This window comes from Curtobacterium sp. PhB115 (assembly GCF_003752025.1).
GTDB lineage: Bacteria > Actinomycetota > Actinomycetes > Actinomycetales > Microbacteriaceae > Curtobacterium.
In genome coordinates this window covers 588578-608257 of sequence record NZ_RJKR01000006.1, presented here as the reverse complement: position 1 = coordinate 608257, position 19680 = coordinate 588578, and the positions used below count along the sequence as shown (strand labels likewise).

Genomic DNA, 19680 nt, shown 5'->3' with positions numbered 1-19680 from the left:
TCGTGCTCCGGGCTCAGTGGATCGGGGCGGGGCCGAGGTCGTCGAGCAGCTTCTGCATCGCGACGTAGGCGTTGTTGCGGTAGGCGACGAGCTCCGGCGTCCGGTCGGCCGGCACCTCGAGGTACCCGGCGCCGGACTTCGTGCCGAGCTCGCCCGCGTCGACGTGCTGCTGCAGCGAGGACGGGGTGGCGAAGCGCTCGGGCCAGCGGGTCTGCAGTGACTCGAAGCAGAACGCGTACACGTCGAGTCCTGCCATGTCGGCAATCGCGAACGGTCCGAAGAACGGCAGGCGGAAGCCGAAGGTCGTCCGCACGATGGTGTCGATGTCGTCGGGGGTGGCGATGCCCTCGTCGACGATCTTCGTGGCCTCCTCGAACAGCGCGTACTGCAGGCGGTTCAGCACGAACCCGGTCGAGTCCTTCACCCGTGCCGACTGCTTGCCCGTCGCGGCGACGACGGCCTCGCCGACCTCGATCGCGTGCTCGTTCGTGGTGGGGTGCGGGATGAGCTCGACGCCGGGGATGAACGGTGCCGGGTTCGAGAAGTGCACGCCGAGGAACCGCTCCGGGCCCACGACGGCCTCAGCGAGCGACTCGATCAGGATCGTCGAGGTGTTCGAGCCGATGATCGCGTCGGGCCGGGCGGCTTCGCTGATGCGTCGGAGCGTCGCGTGCTTGATCTCGATCTTCTCGGGGACGGCCTCCTCGATGAAGTCGGCCGTGGCGACCGCTTCCTCGATGGAGGCGGCGGCGCTGAGGTGGGCGTCGACGCGCGCCACGGCGTCCGCGGGGAACAGGCCGTCCGCGACGAACTGCTCGGTCTCTGCGATGAGCCGGGCGCGGTTGGACGCGGCGATCTCGGCCGAGACGTCGGCGATCCGGACGGTGTGGCCGGCGAGGGCGAGGACCTGGGCGATCCCGCCGCCCATGTAGCCGGATCCGACGACGGCGATGTCGAGGGTGCTCATCGGGTTGCTCCTTCGTTGCTGGTTGCTGCAGTCGGGGTCGCCGTCGCGTCGAGCTTCGTCGTCGCGAGGACGGATCGGATGTACTGCTGGTTCGTGGCGCAGACGCCGAGGCTGTCCCCGCCGTACTGCTCGGTCATGACGATCCCGCGGAACCCGTCGGCGACGGCGTCGCGCAGGACCTGGCGGTAGTTGATGAGGCCCGTCTCCATGGTGCTCGGCACGCTCGTCGCCCAGCTGCCGTCGCCGGCCTCGTCACGCGTGTAGTTCTTCACGTGCAGGTAGTTCGTGTGCGGCATGGTCTTCGCGAAGAGCTCCCGCCAGTCCTCGATCGGCCGGTGGAGGCGGATGAGGTTGGCGACGTCCGCGTTGAGGCCGACGTTGTCGAGCCCGATGTCCTCGACCAGGCGCACGGCACTGTCGGCGGTGCCGAGATAGGTGTCCTCGTACAGTTCGAGGGCCATCGGCAGTCCGACGGAGGCGGCGTGCTCACCGAGCTCCCGCAGGCGCTTGACCGCCGCGTTCCAGACCTCCGGGTCGTCCGGGTCCTTCGGGCCCTGCGCGGTCCAGAACCACAGCGCGCGCTTCTGGGCCTCGGTGAACGGCTGGTGCAGGCCCGTCGAGAACACCTGCATGCCCCACTCGGCCGCCGCGTCGATGGTGCGGTGGGCGTACGCGAGGTTGTCCTCCTCGTGCCCGGGCTGGATGACGCTCTTGCGCTGCAGGTGCACCGACGGGATCCCGATGCCGTGCGACTTCGCGACGGCGAAGAGCTCGTCGCGGCGTGAGCGCTCGAGGTCGGCGGGGCGGATGTGGCTGTCGGCGAGTTCGGCGAGCGAGAACCCGGCGGCTGCGATCTGGGCGAACACGTCGTCCCAGACCTCGGCCGGGGCATCGTGGAACGTGGTGCCGTCGCGCGTGACCTGGGCGAAGCCGTGCAGACAGGCGGCGATCGGCCAGGTGTCCGACGTCCAGGTGGTGGGGTCCCAATCCTGGTCGACCCAGTCCTGCGGTGTGCTCACGGAATGCTCCTTCGCATGTCGGGGTTCGGCGATGAACCTCTTTCCTATAGGAAAGATACTCGCACCTCGACAGAGCGCAACCCCTGCGGGATCAGCTCGTGTGCGAAGCGTCCGCGCGCGACCGGAGCCGGACGGCGTCGATGTGGTGCCGCATCGCCGCGACCGCTTCGGCCGGGCCGACCGCGAGAGCATCGACCACCGCTCGGTGCTCGTGCACGGCGCGGTCGGTGTCGTCCCCGCCGCCCTCGACGATCTGCCGCATCCGGTGCACGCGGGTCGTGATGATCTCCGACATCTCCTCGAGGAACGGGTTCCGCGTGGCATCGAAGATCAGCTGGTGGAACTGCCAGTCGCTCCGGAAGAACCGGGCCATGAGTTCCTCTGACGCCTCAGCCGCACCGACCGCCGCGACCTCGTCGGCCACCGCAGCCTGCTCGTCGAGCGCCGTGCTGAGTCGCTCCCGCAGAGCGTCGACGTCACCGCGTGCGGCGAGCTCGACGGCACCGCTCTCCACGATGAGCCGGGCGTCGAACAGTGCCTCGAGTTGGTCGCCGGCCAGGGGTGGAGAGACCCGGTACCCCTTGTTCGCCTCTCGGGTGACGAGGCCGGTGCGTTCGAGCTGCACGAGGGCTTCGCGCACCGGCGTCGGGGAGACGCCGAGGGTTCGGGCGAGTCCGTCGATCGACAGCCGCATGCCGGGTTCGACGTCGTGGCCCATCAGGACCTCGAGCACCCGGTCGTAGACGCGGTCACGCAGGCCGAGCTGCGCGATGCGTTCGGTTCCGAAGCCGGGCATGGTCGTGGACATGGGTCGATCCTAGAGAATCCACGAATCCGACTGCTCGGCCCGGCGGAATCGGAGAGCATCCCCGTCAGGTCGTCCTCCGAGGGCAGTGCCGCCCGAAGCGTCGGTGGAAGGAGGTCGTACCGAGCGACGCCGACCGGGGCTCCGTGCCCGCTGAGGGCGTACCGCACGACCGGGTCGTTCTTGTCAGCCACGAGCAGGAGCCCAACGGTGCCCGAGTGCTGTTGGCGCCGGAGCCGGTCGACGTGGAAGAAGAGAAGATCGACGAAGAAGTCGTCACCGTGAACCTCGAAGTGGACTTGCCGCCCGACGAACGAAAACCCAGTGCCGAGCTCCCGGAGCGTGTCGATGATGCGGTCGACGAGCCGCTCCTCGAGCTGTCGCTCCGTTGCACCTGCGTCGAGCGCCAAGAAGTCGAGCACGTACGGATCGCGCGTGATCTGCTGCGCCAGATCGGAGTCAGCCTCGTCGAGGACACGGTCGAAGTTGGTCAGTGCTGAGGTGCGCTCGTGGGCGTTCGTCGCGACGTGGTGCTCGAGGACGTTCCGGGACCAACCGTGCTCGAGCGCTTGCGCCGCGTACCAGTCACGGCGCTCTCGGCCGTCGAGGCGACCGAGCAACACGGTGATGTGACCCCACGGAAGTTGTGCAACAGGCTGTTGCACGACATCCGGGCCAGGCCACGCTGCCGCGAAACCGCGCATGTAGAACACGTTCCGCCGTGAGAAGCCCTTCATCTCAGGAAAGGCGGTCCGGAGATCACGCGCCAACTGGTCCACGAGCCCACTCCCCCACCCGGCGGTCTGCTGGCGGTCGAGGATCATTGCGCCGATCTGCCAGTAGAGGCGGACCAGCTCCGTGTTGACACGGCGCTGCGCCGTGAACCTGGCGGATTGGACGCGCTTCTTCAGCGCATCGAGCGTTGCCGCGTAATCCTCGGGCAGGGCAGGTTGGGTCATCGCGAACGACCGTAGCCAGTGCGCGCGGTCAGCGGGCCCGTCCAGCCGATCCTGTGGACAGATCGACGACGCCGTCGCGTCCGCTCAGTACAGCGCCGCGATGCCTCGCAGATCGCCGAGCCCGAGTGTCCGCTGCGCCGTGTCGCACACCGTGGACGACGGCTTCATCACGAGCCCCGACTTCTGTGCCGAGTGCCCGAGCCCGTACGAGTGCCCCCACTCGTGCGTCGCGATGCCGCGCAGGTCGAACCGGTTGCCCGAGCAGGTGCCGGTCGATCCCCACCGGTGGCTCGTCGAGTACCGCTGGTCGGTCTCGAATGCGACCCCGCCCGTGAAGGACCAGATGCACGTCAGCGCAAGGGTCTTCGTCGGCAGCTTGCCCCACCCGATGACGCTCGTCCGGTTCGAGGTTCCGCAGCCCCCGTCAGCAGTGACCGCAGCCTGCTGCTTCGCGGTGCCGAGGTACTCTTGCGCCGCCGTCGACCGGACCGTCTCACCGCACGCCGTGATCGTGCCGGTCCAGGCCTCGGCACCGCGCTGGATCGCTGCGACGTTCGACACTCTCGCCCCGGTCGGGTTGTACCGCCACTGGACGGTGGACTCCCAGTGCGCGCCGGTCAGCACGTACGCCTTGCTCCCGCAGCTCGCGGACGTCGTGGCGCCGCTGTGCGAGACAGTGCCACGGATCGTCGCTCCGAGCGCTCGGCGCTGCTGGGCTGCGCGTTCCTGCCGGACGGCGGTGGGCGATCCGGCCCACACCTCGTCGACCTGCACGGCGATGCCCGCGGCACCACGGTTCGCGATCACCACGTCACCGGGGTCGGCGTTCCCTTCGGCGACCGGGGCAGCGGTGAGCGTGACGCCGGCGGCGGGTACCGCGAAGGTCCGGCCGTCCTCGAGCGCGACCACGCCGGAGCTGACGCGACACCCGGACGCCAGCTCGTGGATCGAGATGCTGCTCCCCTGGCAGCTGGGCGCTCCCGCGATTCCCGGTGCGGCGACGACCGCCGTCAGGGCGAGCCCGAGTGCGACCGCGGCTGCGGCCTTCCACGACGTGCGCACAGCGCCTCCTTGATCACGCCGTACCCGCACCCCGGTGGCGGACGGCTGCATCAGTGTCCGAGGGAGCGGAAGGGTCGACAAGCCCCCAGAACGGCCGCGGTGCGCAGAGCGGACCGGGTAACGTGCCGCCATGCCCTGGGGCGACACCGGACTCGACGACCACCAGATCGCGTTCGTGCTCCGCACGCTCCCCGATGCCGTCCTCGTGGCGGACGACTCGTGGGGCCTGCTCGACACGAGGGTCCTGCACGTCGTCGACGGCGACGTCGGCTACACCGTGAAGGCCTCGGGCCAGGACAACACCCACTTTCCCCGGGAACTCGAGGCGCACCGGACCGTGACCGACACCCTGCGCGCTGCCGGGGACACCGGTGCCCTCGTGGCCGCGGACGAACAGCACCGGGTCCTCATCCTCGAGCGCGTCCCCGGTCACCTCGCGCTCGGCACCGTGGACGAGCACGCCCCCGAGGTCCACCGGCAGGCCGGCGTAGTCCTCCGGCGTCTGCACGACCACGGAACCCGGCACGACCCGACGTTCCTGCTGCACGAGCAGGCGAAGGCGCTGGCCGCGCTCGATGCCCCGCACCGGATCTCGCCCGAAGTCGTCGCCCGGACCCGCGCGGCACTCGAGATGCTTCCCACCGGCCACCCGGACGAGCCCCTGGTCCCGACCCACGGCGACTTCCACCCGCGCAACTGGATCGTCGACGACGACGACGACCGCCACGGACGGCTCCGTGTCATCGACTTCGGCCGCTTCGGCTGGCGCCCAGCCGCCTTCGACCTCACCCGCCTCGCGGTGCTGCACTGGCAGGACGATCCGACCCTCGAAGCGGCGTTCTTCGACGGCTACGGCGACGATCCGCGCGAGTCGGACGCCTGGCGCTGGCTGCAAGTCCGCGAGGCCGTCGGTACCGCGACCTGGGCCTACGCCGTCGGCGACGAGGGCTTCGAGGCACAGGGCCACGACATGCTCCGGGGCGCCCTCGCCACCTTCTGACGGTCAGGAACGCGCGCGTCGAGTGACCAAGCGGTTCATTCGTGGTCCGGCAGGACCCCTGTGATTGCCAGGACGACGAACAGCGTCCCGCCGATCGCCAGGATCACGCCGATGAACCGAACGAAGCCCGGCGTCAACGGTCGTCCGTTCGCAAGGCGGTCACCGCCCAGCTTCTGCGCCCACTGGTTGAAGACGGCGATCGTGAGACCCCACAGGCCGACGATGGCTCCGCCGATCCCGAAGAAGAGCTGCGGGTTCATCAGTCGCTCCGCCGTGCGAGCTGTTGACGGAGGTTCCGGACGAAGACCACTTCGAGACCGACCGCGATCGCGAAGCCCACGATCGCGAACGCGATGTGGACCAGGTCGTGACCCGAAGTGAGCGCGATGATCGGCAGTGCAACGACGAGGACGCCACAAACGACCACGTTGAACATGGCACCGATCACCCCACCGGGAGAGCGGCCGGAGCGCTCGTCGGAAGAGTTGGGCATGTATCAGATCGTAGCGATGGCGCCGTCGCTCACGGCACCCGCACGAACCGCGGCGCCCCGCGATCCCGCAGCCGGAACCCGAGGTGCTGGTACAACCCGATCGCCCCGGTGTTCCCGGCAGCCGCGTGCATGAGCGGCGTCTCCCCCCGCTCGCGGATCCCGTGCGCGACGGCGAGCACCAGCCGACGCCCGAACCCCTGGCCTCGGTACTCCGCATCGGTGCACACGGCGCTGATCTCGGTCCACCCCGGCGGGTGCAGGCGCTCGCCCGCCATGGCGACGAGCCGTCCGTCGCGCCGGATGCCGAGGTACGTGCCGAGCTCGATCGTCCGCGGCAGGAACGGCCCCGGCTTCGTCCGCTCCACCAGGGCGGTCATCTCCGGCACGTCGTCCGGCGTCAGCACGACGGCCTCGGGGTCCGGCGCACCTTCGATCGCTTCACCGGTCAGCTGCACGCCTCCGGCGCCCTCGACGAGCTCCCACCCCGACGGCAGGACAGCAGCGGCACCGACGCCGAGCATCCCGCCCGACCCGAGCAGCGCCCGGACGTCGTCCCAGTCCTCGGCGCTCGGCCGCTCCGGGATCCCCGTCCACACCGACACGTCGGTCTGGTACCGGACGACCTCGCCACGGCGCTCGGCGAACCGTGCGTGGTGGCTGTTCAGCGCGGCCATCGCGGGTGCGTCGAGCAGCCGCGTCGGGGTGCCGTCGTCGGCGATGGTCAGGTCGAGCGTGCGGATCGCTGCGCCGCGGGCGTCGCCCCCGCGAAACCCGAGGTCCTCGATCCGCCGACGGTCGCCGTCCGCCCACCCGGCGGTGTCCGCGACGACCCCGGAGGCGTAGTTGTTCGTGGCGCGTTGGACGACCTGTTCGACGTCCGCTGCCGAGGTCACGAGGACCTCTCCGGGCTGGGTCAGGACGGTCGATCGCGCACTGGTGGTCACGGTTCCATCTTCCGACTCGGTACGGCTGACCGCCGAATCGTTGCACCGCGTGACGTGAAGGTGCGAGGTCCCGCACAGTGTGCGACCCGAACGGCCCCACCGCGTGACGTGACGGTGCGAGGTCTCGCACAGTGTGCGACCCGCGCGGCCCCGCACCGTGCACGGAACCTCGCACACTGCCCCCACGCCACGCCCCGCGCCCCGCGCGCGCCCGCCCGCAAGCACCCGCCCGCGCCCGCGCGCCGCACCGCGCCGTGCGCCTCACCCCAAGCGCGACGCCACGAACTCCACCATCCGCCGCACGAGCATCGCCCGCGATGACGCCCGCCGGTACTCGTGCCCCTCGCCCTCGAGCTCCAGGTACTCGACGTCGTGCGATCGATCGCGCAGCGCCGCGACCACCTGGTGCGCCTCGCCGATCGGCACGTTCGTGTCGAGTTCTCCGTGCACGACGAGCAGCGGCGCCGTGACGTCGTCGATCGCGCGCATCGGCGAGAGTGAGTCGAGCAGCGCAGCATCGTCGACGGGGTGCCCGTACTTCGTCGCAGCGGCGGCCGCGATCCACGGCTCGGTGTCCCGGTAGAACGTCGCGAAGTCGCTCATCCCGCACACCGCGACCCCGGCCGCGAACACGTCGGGCGTGAACGCCAACGACGCGAGGGTCGCGTACCCGCCGTAGGAGCGGCCCTCGACGGCAACGCGGGAGCGGTCCGCGTACCCGTTCGACACCAGGAACCGCGCGCAGTCCACGACGTCGGCGAGTGCGTTCCAGCGCAGGCCGAGGTCGTCGGCGTGCACGAACTCGTGCCCGTACCCGGACGAACCGCGGATGTTCGGTGCGAACACGGTCACCCCAGCGGCGGCGAGCGCCTGGTGCTGCGGCGAGAACGTGGGTCGCTCCTGCGACTCCGGTCCGCCGTGCAGGTGGACGAGCGCTGCGCGGCCGGGAGGCACAGCACCAGCAACGGGGTCGGCTTCCGCCGCCGACGGGGCCGGCTCCACGGCCCGGTACAGCCACCCGGTCAGCTCCAGTCCGTCACGCGCGCCGAAGCGCTCGAGCGTCGGTTCGACGAGCGTCGCGTCGGGCAGCACGGGCACGTCGGTGACCCGGCTCCAGGTGAGCGCGTTGGTGTCCAGCCGCCACAGTTCGCGGGGTCGGGTCGGCCCCTCGACGGCGAGGAGCACGCTCCGGCCGTCTCGGCTGAGCACGGGGTCGGTGACGACGTACCCGGGCAGGTCCGGCACGGGGGTGCGCGAGGCATCGTGCATGTTGATGAGGTCGAGCTCACTGCGGCCGTCGACGTTCCAGACGAGCAGCAGTGTGCGGCCGGCGTCGTCGGCGTCGAGGTACTCGAGTTCGGCGTCGGCGCGCTCGATGATCCGTCGGGGCGTGCCACGCCAGCCGTGTGGTCCGACCGGCTGGGCGACGAGTCCGCGGCGGGGCAGTCCGGCCTCGGTGGCGACGTAGGCGACGAGGGGGCTGGTCTCGCTCGCGGGCGAGGGCCGCAGGAACGCGATCTCGGCGGACCCGTCGGGGTCGTCGGCGAACAGGGCGTGGCTCTCGTCGGTCAGTCGGTCGACGACGACGACGAACTCCTGGCCGCGCTGCCCGTCACTGAGCACGACGAGGCGTTCTTCCACCGACAGGTCGAGGATGTGGATGAGTTCGCCGACGGCCAGGTCGTCGCGGTCGCCGGACACCGGGTCGACCAGGTACGAGCGGGCGGGCTGGTCGGGCTCGGTGGACGGCAGGGTGATGACGACCCGGTGTCCGCTGCGGCTCCACGGGCCGAGTTCGGCGTGCTGGTACCGCGAGCCGGCGATCTGCGCGGCGTCGGTGCCGTCCGGTCGGACCACCCAGACCTGCTGCTTCACGCCGCCGTCGGTGGCGATGGCCACGGCGAGCCACTCCCCGTCGGACGACCACGACACCCGGATCACGGGGTCGTCGGACAGCGCGATCCGCACCGGTTCGGGCAGTTCGCCGTCGACGACGACGTCCTGCACGAACACCTCGGGGGTGCCGTGCCGATCGGACACGAACGCCACGCGACGGGCGTTCCGGGTCATGGTGGGGCCCCACGACCCCCAGGCGGCGGCGAGCCGCTCACCCAGGTCGGCCGCGGCCCTGGTGGTGACCGAGGGGCGGACGTCGGCCGACGACGTGACGCTCGCCGCGCCTCCAGTCCGGACGGAACCCACGTTCACCGCACCCCCTGCTGCTGCAGCCACATCTCGATCAGGCCCAGCTGCCAGAGCGCGTTCGCGCCGATCTCGGTCCGCGTGCTGTTCGGGTCCTGGAGCATCCGCTCGACCGTACCCGGGTCGAACAGGCCGCGCTCACGTGCTTCCGGCGCGTGCAGTGCCGCGCGCACCCGCTCCAGGTAGGGGCCCTCGAGCTGCCGGATCGCGGGCACCGGGAACGACCCCTTGCTGCGGTCGATGACGCTGTCGGGGACGATGCCGCGCGACGCCCGCTTCATGACGCCCTTGCCGCCGTCCGACAGCTTGAGCGCGGGCGGGATCGCGCCGGCGAGCTCGACGAACTCGTGGTCCAGGAACGGCACGCGGGCCTCGAGACCCCACGCCATCGTCATGTTGTCGACGCGCTTCACCGGGTCGTCCACGAGCATGATCGTGGTGTCGCTCCGGAGTGCGGCGTCGACGCTCGTCTCCGCTCCCGGAACCGCGAACGAAGCGTCCACGAACGCCGACGGAGTGTCGTCGTCGCTCTTCCAGCGCTCGCCGAGCATGGCCTGCAGCGCCGGCCAGCGGCGGTCCATGAACACGGAACGGTAGGCCTCGGCCGCCTGGTCGCGCGGGACGTCGGCGAGCGGTGGGTACCAGTCGTAGCCGGCGAGGACCTCGTCGGCACCCTGCCCGGACTGCACGACCTTGACGTGCTGCGAGACCTCCTGGGAGAGCAGGTAGAAGGCGACGCAGTCGTGGCTGACCATCGGTTCGCTCATGGCGGCGACCGCACCGTCGATCCCGTCGAGCAGCCGAGACGACGGGATGTGGATGCGGTGGTGGTCGGTGCCGAAGTGCCGCGCGACCTCGTCCGAGTACTCGAACTCGTCGCCGGACTCGCCGCCCGCCGCCTCGAAGCCGATGCTGAAGGTCGCGAGGTCCTGCTGTCCGGCCTCGGCGAGCAGCCCGACGACCAGCGAGGAGTCGATGCCCCCGGACAGGAGCACCCCGACCGGCACGTCGGCGACCATGCGACGCTCGACTGCCGTGCGGAGCGAACCGATGAACGCCTGTTCCCAGTCCCGCTCGGACCAGTCGGCCTTCGCCGGGTCGCGCTCGAAGCGGGGCTCCCAGTACGTGGTGTCACGGAACGCGCCCGACGGCTCGACGACCCGGACGGTCGCCGGTGGGAGCTTGCCGACGCCCGACAGGATCGTCCGCGGTGCCGGCACGATCGAGTGGAAGCTCATGTACGAGGCGAAGGCGACGGGGTCGATGGACGTGTCGATGCCGCCACCCGTGCCGCCGTCCCCCGCCAGGATCGCGGGCAGGGAGCTTGCGAACCGCAGCCCGCCCCGGACCTCCGCGACGTACAACGGCTTGATGCCGAGCCGGTCCCGCGCCAGGACCAACCGGCCGCTGGCGTGCTCCCAGATCGCGATCGCGAACATGCCCACCAGGTGCTCGACGAACGCCGTGCCCCACTCCGCGTAGGCGGCGACGATGACCTCGGTGTCCGACGACGAGAAGAAGTCGTGGCCCTTGCCGCGCAGCTCGTCGCGGAGCTGCCGGTAGTTGTAGACCATGCCGTTGTAGGCGATCGTCAGGCCAGCACGCGGCACGACCATCGGCTGCGCGCCGGCGGTCGACAGGTCCACGATCGACAGGCGTCGGTGACCGAGCGCGACCGGCCCGCGGGCCCAGAGCCCGTCGCCGTCCGGACCCCGGTGCACCATGCACCCGGTCATCCGTGCGACCGCGCCCACGTCGGGGGACGTCCCGTCGAACCGGATCTCACCGGCGAGTCCACACATCAGCGTTCTCCTTCGGTCGTCGCCGACGCGGGAGCGCCGATGATCCAGGTGTCCTTCGCGCCGCCGCCCCGTGAGGAGTTGACGACCATGCTGCCCTCCGGCGCGACCCGGGTGAGCGCGACGTCGGCCAGGTGCGTGTCCTCCGGGCCGGTCCCGGTGACGTAGACGAAGGCGCGGAGGTCGACGTGCCGGGGGTCGAGTCCGGCCGGGCCGATCGTCGGGTGCGACGACAGCTGCACGACCTCTTGTCCGACCCAGCCGGCGGGGTTCGCGGCGATCTCACGGCGGCGTTCGGCGACCTCGGGGGCGCTGGCGCTCGGGCCGATGAGGACACCGCGGCCCCCCTCGCCGTCGACGGGTTTCGTCACGAGCTCACCCACCCGGTCGAGCACGGACAGTCGTTCGCCCTCGATGCTCGTCCGGTAGGTCGGCACCGACTCGAGCAACGGCTTCTCGTCGAGGTAGTACCAGATGAGGTCCGGCACGTTCACGTACATCGCCTTGTCGTCGACGAGCGCGTTGCCCGGCGCGTTCGCCAGGTACACGCGGCCCGCGGCTGCGACGTCGATGATCCGGGCACCCAGGTCGGGTGCGTGGTCCGCGGTCAGGGCGCTGGCGTCGCGGTCGATCCGCAGGTACAGCCCGTCGAGGACGTCCCCGGTCGTCACGTCGACCACGCGTCCGTCACGCACGTCCAGGTCCGACCCGGCCAGGAGGCGCAGCCCGGCCCCGTCGGCCAGCGTGCGGTGCTCGAACCACGCGCCGGCGGCGGGGCCGTCGCTGATCAGCGCCAGCACCGGGTCCGGGTTGCCGGTGACGGCCGCCGCGTTCACGCGGAGGGTGTCGCGCAGCCGATAGGTCACGCCGTGCGGGTCGCGCAGGTTCTCGGGGCGGGGAGCGTCGGGCACGACGTCGTCCATGAGCTCGCGGAGCGCGATGCCGTACGCGACACCGGAGGGTGAGCGCACGTTGTCCTCGAGGACCCGCCAGCCGCCGAACTCGTTGCGCACCAGGTCGAAGCCCATCACCGGCGCGCGGACCGCGTGCTCCGGCAGTCGTGCGGCGTCGGCGTCCCAGCCGTTCGCGCCGACGAACTGGTGCTCGTCCATCGCTCCGTCGGACACGATCCGGCGGGGGCCGTAGGCGTCGCGGAGGAACAGCTCGATCGCCCGGGCACGCTGCCCGAGGCCGTCGGCGAGCTGGCTCCACTCGTACGCGCTCACGGTGCGGGGCACCAGGTCACAGCCGAACGCCTGCACGCCGCCGTCGACCACGAACCCGACCTCGTGCTCGCGGGTCCAGACGTCGCGGGCCGCGCAGCGGTCGATGGTCGTGTCGGCATCCCAGCCGCGGAAGAACGCCGCGAGGTCGCGGAACGCCGGACGGGGCCGGGCTCCTGGGCCGATCGCCTCGTCCCCGGCGCGGACCCGGTAGGACGGCACCGTGGCGGGGGTCTGCTCGGGCCGGCCGGACGGGGTGCCGGCGGTGTCCTCGACGACCAGGGCCACGACGTCGTCGAGTTCACCCCGCTCGGCGTAGGCGGTGCGCTGTCGGTCCGTGGAGTTGCCACGCGCGAGGAGCGCCTCGGTGAGGTCCGCGACGGTGCCCCAGTCGCCGAGCTCCTCGAGCTGCGGGCGGAGCCGGTCGAGCAACTGCCGGACGGCCGTCTCGGCGGGCAGGCGCTCCGGGTGGCGGCCGAGGGCGAGGAGCTCACCGGTCAGCCCGCTCCGTGCTGCCTGCCACATCGCGGCACGGTGCAGGGGTTCGCTGCGGGGCTGCCACTCAGTGCCGGCCTCGACCGCGAGCTCGGCTTTCCGCACCGCGGCCCGGAAGAGCCCGGCGATCAGCACGGCGTCGTCGACGATCGGTGTCGCGTCGCAGACCCGGAGCTCGAGCGTCGGCGCATGGGACGACGGTCGCACGTCGAAGTAGGCCATCTTCTTGTCGGCGATCACGCCGGAGGCGATGAGGTCCTCGAGCATCGCGTCGTACTCGGCGGCGTTCGAGACCCGACCGAAGCTGCCGGCGGACGGCCACCGCTGCCAGATGATGCTGCGGAACGACGAGTACCCGGTGTCCTGCCCGTTCCAGAACGGACTCGACGCACTGAGGGCCAGCAGCACCGGCAGCACCGGCGCGACCCGCTGCGCGATCTGCACCGCGAGGTCCCGGTCGCTCACACCGACGTGCACCTGCAGGCCGCAGATGAGCTGCTCGTCGACGAGCATCCGGTACTGCTCCTGCATCCGGCCGTAGCGCCCGCCGCTGGTCAGCTCGAAGTCGGCGTACTCGGACCTCGGCGCGGTGCCGGCCGCCGCGATCGTGACGCCGGCGGGTTCGATGGCCGCGCTCAGCTCACTGCGCAGGTCGACGATCACCCGCCGCAGGTCGTCGAGGGTCCGCACCACGGGGGTGTTCGTCTCGATGGTCGTGCGCTGGAGTTCCGCGCCGAAGCGATCGGCGGGCAGCTTGGGCAGAAGGCGCGGGGCCTTCGCGGAAAGTCGGCCGGACTCGAGGTCGATGAGGTGCAGCTCTTCCTCGGCGCCGAGCGTCAGCTCTGCACTCATGGCTGGAACCTACGCGCGGCGGCTGTGGCGCGCGCCGCGGCACACCGCCCGACTCGTGCCCGTAACACAGCCGCCCCGGGCCGCCACCGTGCGAGGTTCCGCACAGTGTGCGAGGCGCGCGGCCCCGCACACTGCGCGGACCCTCGCACACTGCGGGCGGGAGCGGGCGCGGGCGCTCAGCCGCGGGTACGGGACAGGCGGCGGTTCAGGGCGCCGTTCAGCAGGGCGACGAGCAGCCCCACCGCGAACACGAGCGTGCCGAAGCACAGCACCTGCGGCGGCATCCCGGCCTTCGCGGCGCCGTACACGAACAGCGGGAACGTCACCGCCGGCCCGGCCACGAAGGACGTGATCACGTAGTCGTCGATCGACATCGCGAGCGCCAGCAGCCCGGCGGCGAGCATGCCCGGTGCGAGCAGCGGCAGCGTCACGAGCCGGAACGCCTGGAACGGTGTGGCTCCGAGGTCGCTCGCGGCCTCCTCGAGCACCCGCGAGGTCCCTGCGATCCGGGCACGGAGCACGACGACCACGTACGCCACGTCGAACGCCACGTGCGTGATGAGCACCGTCAGGAACCCGGTGCCGAGCCCGACCGACAGGAAGAACGACAGTGACGCGGACCCGACCACGATCGACGGCGCCGCGATGTCCGCGAACACCACGGCGTTCACGGCTCCGCGGCCCGGGAACCGGTACCGCTCGAGCGCCAGGGCCAACGGCAGGCCGATCGCCACCGAGACCACGGCGGCCAGGAACGCGACGACGACCGAGGTGACGAACGCCGCACCGAGCCCCGACACGTTCACGAGGTTGGCGTACCAGTACGTCGTGAAGCCGTTCCAGGCGAACGACAACCGGTTCGTGGGTGCGTCGTTGAACGAGTACACGATCATGTAGACGATCGGCACGAGGGTGATCGCGATGACCACCCAGTACACGATCGCGAGCCACGGCCCGCGGCGGTTGACCCCGTGCCGACCCGGTCGACGGGGGACGGAGCCGGTGACGGGCGACGAGGGTGCGGTGGTGCGGGGCGGTGCCACGGCGGTCATACGAGGTCCTCGAGGTCGTCGGTGCCGGAGACGCGGGCGTAGATGAACAGGATGATGCCGAGCACGACCATGAGCACGGTCGACAGCGCAGCGGCGACGTTGTACTGCTGGTTCCCGGAGTAGGCGTCCTGGATCGCCTGCCCGATCGTGTAGGTGTTCGTCCCGCCGAGGAGCGCCGAGTTCACCGGGTCCCCCACGCAGTCGATGAAGACGAGCAGCACCCCGGCGAAGATGCCGGAGCGGGACAACGGCAGCGTGGTGTGCCAGAACGCGCGGAACTTGCCGGCGTACAGGTCGTTGGCCGCCTCGCCGAGCCGGGGATCGATGCGTTCGAGTGCGGCGTAGATCGGCAGGACCATGAAGGCGAGGTCGTTGTACGCGTCGCCGAAGATCACCGCACCCCCGGTGCCGAGGATGTGGAAGTCCTTGCCGGCCAGGCCGAGCGCCTGCAGCGTCGTGACGACCGGCCCCTGCGACGCGAGCACGAACGCCCACATGTCGGTGCGGATGATGAACGACACCAGGAAGCTCACGAACACGAGCATGAGCAGCGGGTTCTTCCACCGCGGCGACACCCGGAACGCGATGAAGTACGCGACCGGGTAACCGACGATGATGGTCACGACCGTCGCAGCGGCGCCGTACCAGAGCGACCGGAGCAGGAACGTCAGGTACGGCACCTGCGGGTCGACGAACAGCGACGCGTAGATCCCCCAGTTCCAGGTGAAGGTGTAGCCGTCGTCCGGGTTGCCGGACATGAGCGAGACGATGAGCCCGGACAGCAGCGGGATGACGAAGAACACGCAGAGGTACGCGGTCCCGACCAGGGCGAGCAGGAACGGCGTGCTGCGACGACGCCCGCGGCGGACCGGGACATCGGGCGGAGCCCCGACCGACAGCGCGGTCACGACTGCACCACCGCGTTGAAGATGCCGTTCCACTCCGAGTACTCGTCGTAGTTCTTGAACACCCGGAACTCGTGCGACTTCTCGAGCACGGACGCGTCGGGGAACACCAGCGGGCTGTCCGCCACCGTCGCGTCGTCGAGCTCGTCGCGCACGTAGTCCTCGGCGGCGGGCACCGGACAGACGTAGTTGACCCAGTCCTCGACGATCCCGGCGGTCTTCGGCGTGTAGTAGAAGTTCATCCACTCCAGCGCCGACACGGGGTTGGAGGCTTGGCGCGGGATGAGCATGTTGTCGTGCCAGGTCATCTGTCCCTCTTCCGGCGTGACGAACTCGAGGTCGGGGAACCCGGACTGTTGCGCCTGGAACACGTCGCCCGACCACGCCTGGGTGATCCAGGTGTCGCCGTTCTCCAGGCGGTTGATGTAGCTCTGGTCGTAGAACCCGGTGACGCTCGGTCGCAGGTCACGGAGCCAGGCCTGGGCCTTCCGCCAGTCCGCGGGGGTCGAGGTCTCGGGGGCGATGCCGAGCGCGAGCAGGGCGAGTGAGCCGAGTTCGGTGTTGTCGCTCATCAACCCGATGCGCCCGGCGAACTCCGGGTCGAGCAGGTCCTTGAAGGACGTGATCTTCCGGCCGGTGTACTTCGGGTTGTAGGCGAGCCCGGTGAACCCGGTCTGCCAGACGACGGAGTGCTTGTTGTCCGGGTCGTAGTTCGGGTCCTTCACCGAGTCCGACGCGTTCGCGGCGAAGTTCGGCAGCCGCGAGTGGTCGAGCTCGCAGACGAAGCCGTTCTTGATCATCTCGGTGAGCTCGTACCCGTTCGTCATCACGACGAGGTCGTAGCCGGTGGCTCCCTGCGCACGGAGGATGGGCGAGACGGTCGCGTAGAACGTCGCGTTGTCCTGGATCACCGCCTGGTAGTCGACGGCGATGCCGGTCTTCTCCTTGAACAACGCGAGGGACTCGGACTTGCCGTGGTCGGAGTCGATGTAGAGCGGCCAGTTCGCGAACTTCAGCTCCTTGGTCGGCTTCGCGTCCTTCCAGAACGCGTCCCAGTCGACGTCGTTCTCGGCCATCGACGCGGCCGAGCCCTTGATGCTGCAGCCCGCGAGGAGTGCTGCGACGGCGGCGGCGCCGCCACCGGCCAGGAACCCGCGTCGGCTGACGCGGGCGGACGTCAGTCCGCGCAGCAGGTCCGGACCGGGCCCCGCGCCGGTCACGCGAGCGATCCTGCCGTGGCGGGTTCGGACTGGAGGCCCGTGGCGGCGTGGGTGGTGACGGTCGCGTCCGACGCGGGGTGCGCCTCCAGGCCGAAACCGTGGTCGACGCCCCACGTGAGCCAGACCTCGGTGCCGGTCGGGATCCTCGGCCCACCCTTCGAGTTCTGCGCGAAGACCGAGACGCGGCCGGCGCCGGGGACGTCGACGAGGTACTGGGTGCTGACGCCGGAGAACGAGACGTCGACCACGCGGCCGGGGCCGAGGATGTTCCGGCCGGCCTCGGGCGTGGGCTCCGAGGTGCGGATCTTGAGCTTCTCGGGGCGGACACCGACGACGACACGGCCCGTGGTGGCGACGGCCCGGTCGGTGGGGACGGCGATCGTGCCGGCGGGGGTGGCGACCACGAGCAGTGGGCCCTCGGTGCCGCGGACCTCGCCCTCGAGCAGGTTCGACTGCCCGAGGAAGTTCGCGACGAAGGCGGTGCGGGGCAGCTCGTAGAGGTCCTGGGGACTGCCCATCTGCTCGATCCGGCCGCCGTTCATCACGGCGACCGTGTCGGCCATCGTCATCGCCTCTTCCTGGTCGTGCGTGACGTGCAGGAAGGTGAGCCCGACCTCGGCCTGGATCGTCTTGAGTTCGAGCTGCATCTGGTGCCGGAGCTTCAGGTCGAGCGCGCCGAGGGGTTCGTCGAGCAGCAGGAGCGCCGGCCGGTTCACGATCGCGCGGGCCAGGGCGACACGCTGCTGCATGCCGCCGGACAGGGAAGCGGGGCGCTTGTCGGCCGAGGCGTCGAGCTCGACCAGGTGCAGGGCCTCGCGCGCCTTCGTCATCGGGTCCGGGATCCGGCGGCGCTTCAGCCCGAAGGCGACGTTCTCGAGCACGCTCATGTGCGGGAACAGCGCGTAGTTCTGGAACACCGTGTTGACGGGCCGCTGGTACGGCTTCGTCTCGGTCACGTCGCGGCCGCCGATGGTGATCGTGCCGCTCGTCGGCTCCTCGAGCCCGGCGACGAGCCGCAGCGTCGTGGTCTTGCCGCAGCCGGACGGCCCGAGCAGGGCGAAGAACGACCCGGCCGGCACCGTGAGGTCCAGGGCGTCGACCGCCGTGTGGCCGGGGAACGACTTGGTGATCTGTTCGAGCCGGAGATCGGCTCCCGATTCAGCGAACGTGCCGGTCATTGCCATGGTGCCTCCAGGGGGTGGTCGGCTTCAGCCGATGTAGGACATGACGTGCTTGATGCGGGTGTAGTCGTCGAACCCGTACTGGGACAGGTCCTTGCCGTAGCCGGAGTGCTTGAAGCCGCCGTGCGGCATCTCGGCGACGATCGGGATGTGGGTGTTGATCCACACGCACCCGAAGTCGAGGTCGCGGGCGAAGCGCATGGCCCGCGCGTGGTCGGTGGTCCACACCGAGCTGGCGAGTCCGTACTCGACGCCGTTCGCCCACGTGAGCGCTTGCTGTTCGGTCGAGAAGCGCTGCACGGTCTGCACCGGGCCGAAGACCTCCTGCTGCACGGCGCGGTCGTCCTGGCGCAGCCCGGCGACGATCGTGGCCTGGTGGAAGTAGCCCCGGTCGCCCTGTCGTGCTCCGCCGAGCGCGATGGTGGCGTGGTTCGGCAAGGTGTCGACGAAGGACCGCACGTGGGCGAGCTGGTTGGCGTTGTTGACCGGGCCGAAGTACGGGCCGACCGTGTCGGTGCCGGTGGCCCCGGCCGTGCCGGTGGTCGCGTTCGACCGGGCTTCCTCGGCGAGCGCCGCCACGAACTCGTCGTGGATGCCGTCCTGCACGAGCAGCCGGGTGGCGGCGGTGCAGTCCTGCCCGGCGTTGAAGAACCCGGCGGCGACGATCCCGGCCACCGCCGACGGGATGTCCGCGTCGTCGAACACGATCACGGGGGCCTTGCCGCCGAGCTCGAGGTGGGTGCGCTTCAGGTCGCCGGCAGCGGCGCGGGCGACCTCCATGCCGGCGCGGACGGACCCGGTGATGGACACGAGCTGCGGGGTGGGGTGGTCGATCATCGCGGCGCCGGTGGTGCGGTCCCCGACGACGACGTTGAGGACACCCGGCGGCAGGAACTCGGCGGCGACCTCGGCGAGCAGCAACGTCGACAGCGGCGTGGTGTCGCTCGGCTTCAGGACGGTGGTGTTCCCCGCGGCGAGCGCCGGGGCGAACTTCCACACCGCCATGTTGAGCGGGTAGTTCCACGGGGTGACCTGGGCGACGACGCCGATCGGCTCGCGCCGGACGAACGAGGTGTGGTCGGCCATGTACTCGCCGGCGCTCCGGCCCTCGAGGTTCCGCGCGGCTCCGGCGAAGAAGCGGATCTGGTCGACGGAGAGCAGGATCTCGTCCTCGACCAGGGTGGCCCGGGGCTTGCCGGTGTCGAGCGACTCGAGGTCCGCGAACTCCGCTGCCCGCTGCTCCATGGCGTCGGCGATCCGGAACAGCGCGAGCTGGCGTTCCCCGGGGGTGGTGCGACGCCAGGTCTCGAACGCGGTGCTCGCGGCGGTGAAGGCGGCGTCGACGTCGGCGGCCGTGGAGACCGGTGAAGTGCCGTAGACCTGCTCGGTGGTCGGGTCGATCAGGTCGAACCGGGTGTCCGCGCCCGACTCGACGAAGGCTCCGCAGACGAAGTTGCGCACCTCGTGCGTCGCGGTCACCGTTTCCGTCGTGTCCAGCATGG

General features: G+C 70.6%; 17 protein-coding genes. 1 reads left to right on the top strand and 16 read right to left on the bottom strand.

What is annotated here, in order from left to right; translation table 11 throughout:
- Positions 1-13: 13 nt before the first annotated feature.
- From EDF19_RS08485 to EDF19_RS08465, 5 genes are all read right to left on the bottom strand, one after another.
- Positions 14-967: a 3-hydroxyacyl-CoA dehydrogenase family protein gene (locus EDF19_RS08485; protein WP_123680447.1), complete on the bottom strand. Its 954-nt coding sequence runs from the start codon at positions 965-967 to the stop codon at positions 14-16.
- Complete coding sequence (locus tag EDF19_RS08480; RefSeq protein ID WP_123680446.1) at positions 964-1986, bottom strand: sugar phosphate isomerase/epimerase; 1023 nt, start codon at positions 1984-1986, stop codon at positions 964-966. The genes EDF19_RS08485 and EDF19_RS08480 overlap by 4 nt, the downstream gene beginning before the upstream one ends.
- A 91-nt stretch (positions 1987-2077) precedes the next feature.
- Entirely contained in the window at positions 2078-2794 is a 717-nt protein-coding gene (locus EDF19_RS08475; protein WP_123680445.1) for a GntR family transcriptional regulator, read from the bottom strand.
- On the bottom strand, positions 2704-3750 hold the full coding sequence (locus EDF19_RS08470) for a YhcG family protein (RefSeq protein ID WP_123680663.1): 1047 nt from the start codon (positions 3748-3750) through the stop codon (positions 2704-2706). Before EDF19_RS08470 ends, EDF19_RS08475 begins: the two co-directional genes overlap by 91 nt.
- A gap of 84 nt (positions 3751-3834) precedes the next feature.
- Positions 3835-4812 carry a matrixin family metalloprotease gene (locus tag EDF19_RS08465; protein ID WP_185022748.1) on the bottom strand — a complete coding sequence of 326 codons (978 nt, stop codon included), beginning with the start codon at positions 4810-4812 and terminating at the stop codon, positions 3835-3837.
- Positions 4813-4942: 130 nt separating this feature from the next.
- Between EDF19_RS08465 and EDF19_RS08460 the strand changes: the two genes are divergently transcribed.
- Positions 4943-5812, top strand: a complete 870-nt coding sequence (locus tag EDF19_RS08460; RefSeq protein ID WP_123680443.1) for a phosphotransferase enzyme family protein — start codon at positions 4943-4945, stop codon at positions 5810-5812.
- Positions 5813-5847: 35 nt separating this feature from the next.
- Here EDF19_RS08460 and EDF19_RS08455 read toward each other — a convergent pair whose 3' ends face one another.
- From EDF19_RS08455 to EDF19_RS08405, 11 genes are all read right to left on the bottom strand, one after another.
- Positions 5848-6072, bottom strand: a complete 225-nt coding sequence (locus tag EDF19_RS08455) for a hypothetical protein (protein ID WP_123680442.1) — start codon at positions 6070-6072, stop codon at positions 5848-5850.
- Positions 6072-6305, bottom strand: coding sequence for a hypothetical protein (locus tag EDF19_RS08450; protein WP_148071060.1), 234 nt, complete (start codon positions 6303-6305; stop codon positions 6072-6074). The genes EDF19_RS08455 and EDF19_RS08450 overlap by 1 nt, the downstream gene beginning before the upstream one ends.
- A gap of 29 nt (positions 6306-6334) precedes the next feature.
- The gene (locus tag EDF19_RS08445) at positions 6335-7249 is read right to left on the bottom strand and encodes a GNAT family N-acetyltransferase (protein ID WP_221180634.1); all 915 of its coding nucleotides are present in this window, start codon (positions 7247-7249) and stop codon (positions 6335-6337) included.
- Positions 7250-7510: 261 nt separating this feature from the next.
- The gene (locus EDF19_RS08440; RefSeq protein ID WP_123680440.1) at positions 7511-9457 is read right to left on the bottom strand and encodes a prolyl oligopeptidase family serine peptidase; all 1947 of its coding nucleotides are present in this window, start codon (positions 9455-9457) and stop codon (positions 7511-7513) included.
- A complete protein-coding gene (locus EDF19_RS08435; RefSeq protein WP_123680439.1) occupies positions 9454-11253 on the bottom strand; it encodes an N-acetylglutaminylglutamine amidotransferase in 1800 nt (599 codons plus the stop codon). Before EDF19_RS08435 ends, EDF19_RS08440 begins: the two co-directional genes overlap by 4 nt.
- Positions 11253-13820, bottom strand: coding sequence for a carboxylate--amine ligase/circularly permuted type 2 ATP-grasp protein (locus EDF19_RS08430; protein WP_123680438.1), 2568 nt, complete (start codon positions 13818-13820; stop codon positions 11253-11255). The genes EDF19_RS08435 and EDF19_RS08430 overlap by 1 nt, the downstream gene beginning before the upstream one ends.
- Before the next feature lie 176 nt (positions 13821-13996).
- On the bottom strand, positions 13997-14872 hold the full coding sequence (locus tag EDF19_RS08425; RefSeq protein ID WP_123680437.1) for an ABC transporter permease: 876 nt from the start codon (positions 14870-14872) through the stop codon (positions 13997-13999).
- Positions 14869-15780, bottom strand: a complete 912-nt coding sequence (locus EDF19_RS08420) for an ABC transporter permease (protein ID WP_123680436.1) — start codon at positions 15778-15780, stop codon at positions 14869-14871. The genes EDF19_RS08425 and EDF19_RS08420 overlap by 4 nt, the downstream gene beginning before the upstream one ends.
- The gene (locus tag EDF19_RS08415; protein ID WP_221180633.1) at positions 15777-16997 is read right to left on the bottom strand and encodes a PotD/PotF family extracellular solute-binding protein; all 1221 of its coding nucleotides are present in this window, start codon (positions 16995-16997) and stop codon (positions 15777-15779) included. The genes EDF19_RS08420 and EDF19_RS08415 overlap by 4 nt, the downstream gene beginning before the upstream one ends.
- Positions 16994-18181 (bottom strand): ABC transporter ATP-binding protein, encoded by a 1188-nt coding sequence (locus EDF19_RS08410; protein WP_123680435.1) that lies wholly within the window; start codon positions 18179-18181, stop codon positions 16994-16996. Before EDF19_RS08410 ends, EDF19_RS08415 begins: the two co-directional genes overlap by 4 nt.
- Positions 18182-18205: 24 nt before the next feature.
- Positions 18206-19678: an aminobutyraldehyde dehydrogenase gene (locus EDF19_RS08405; protein ID WP_123680434.1), complete on the bottom strand. Its 1473-nt coding sequence runs from the start codon at positions 19676-19678 to the stop codon at positions 18206-18208.
- Positions 19679-19680 lie beyond the last annotated feature (2 nt).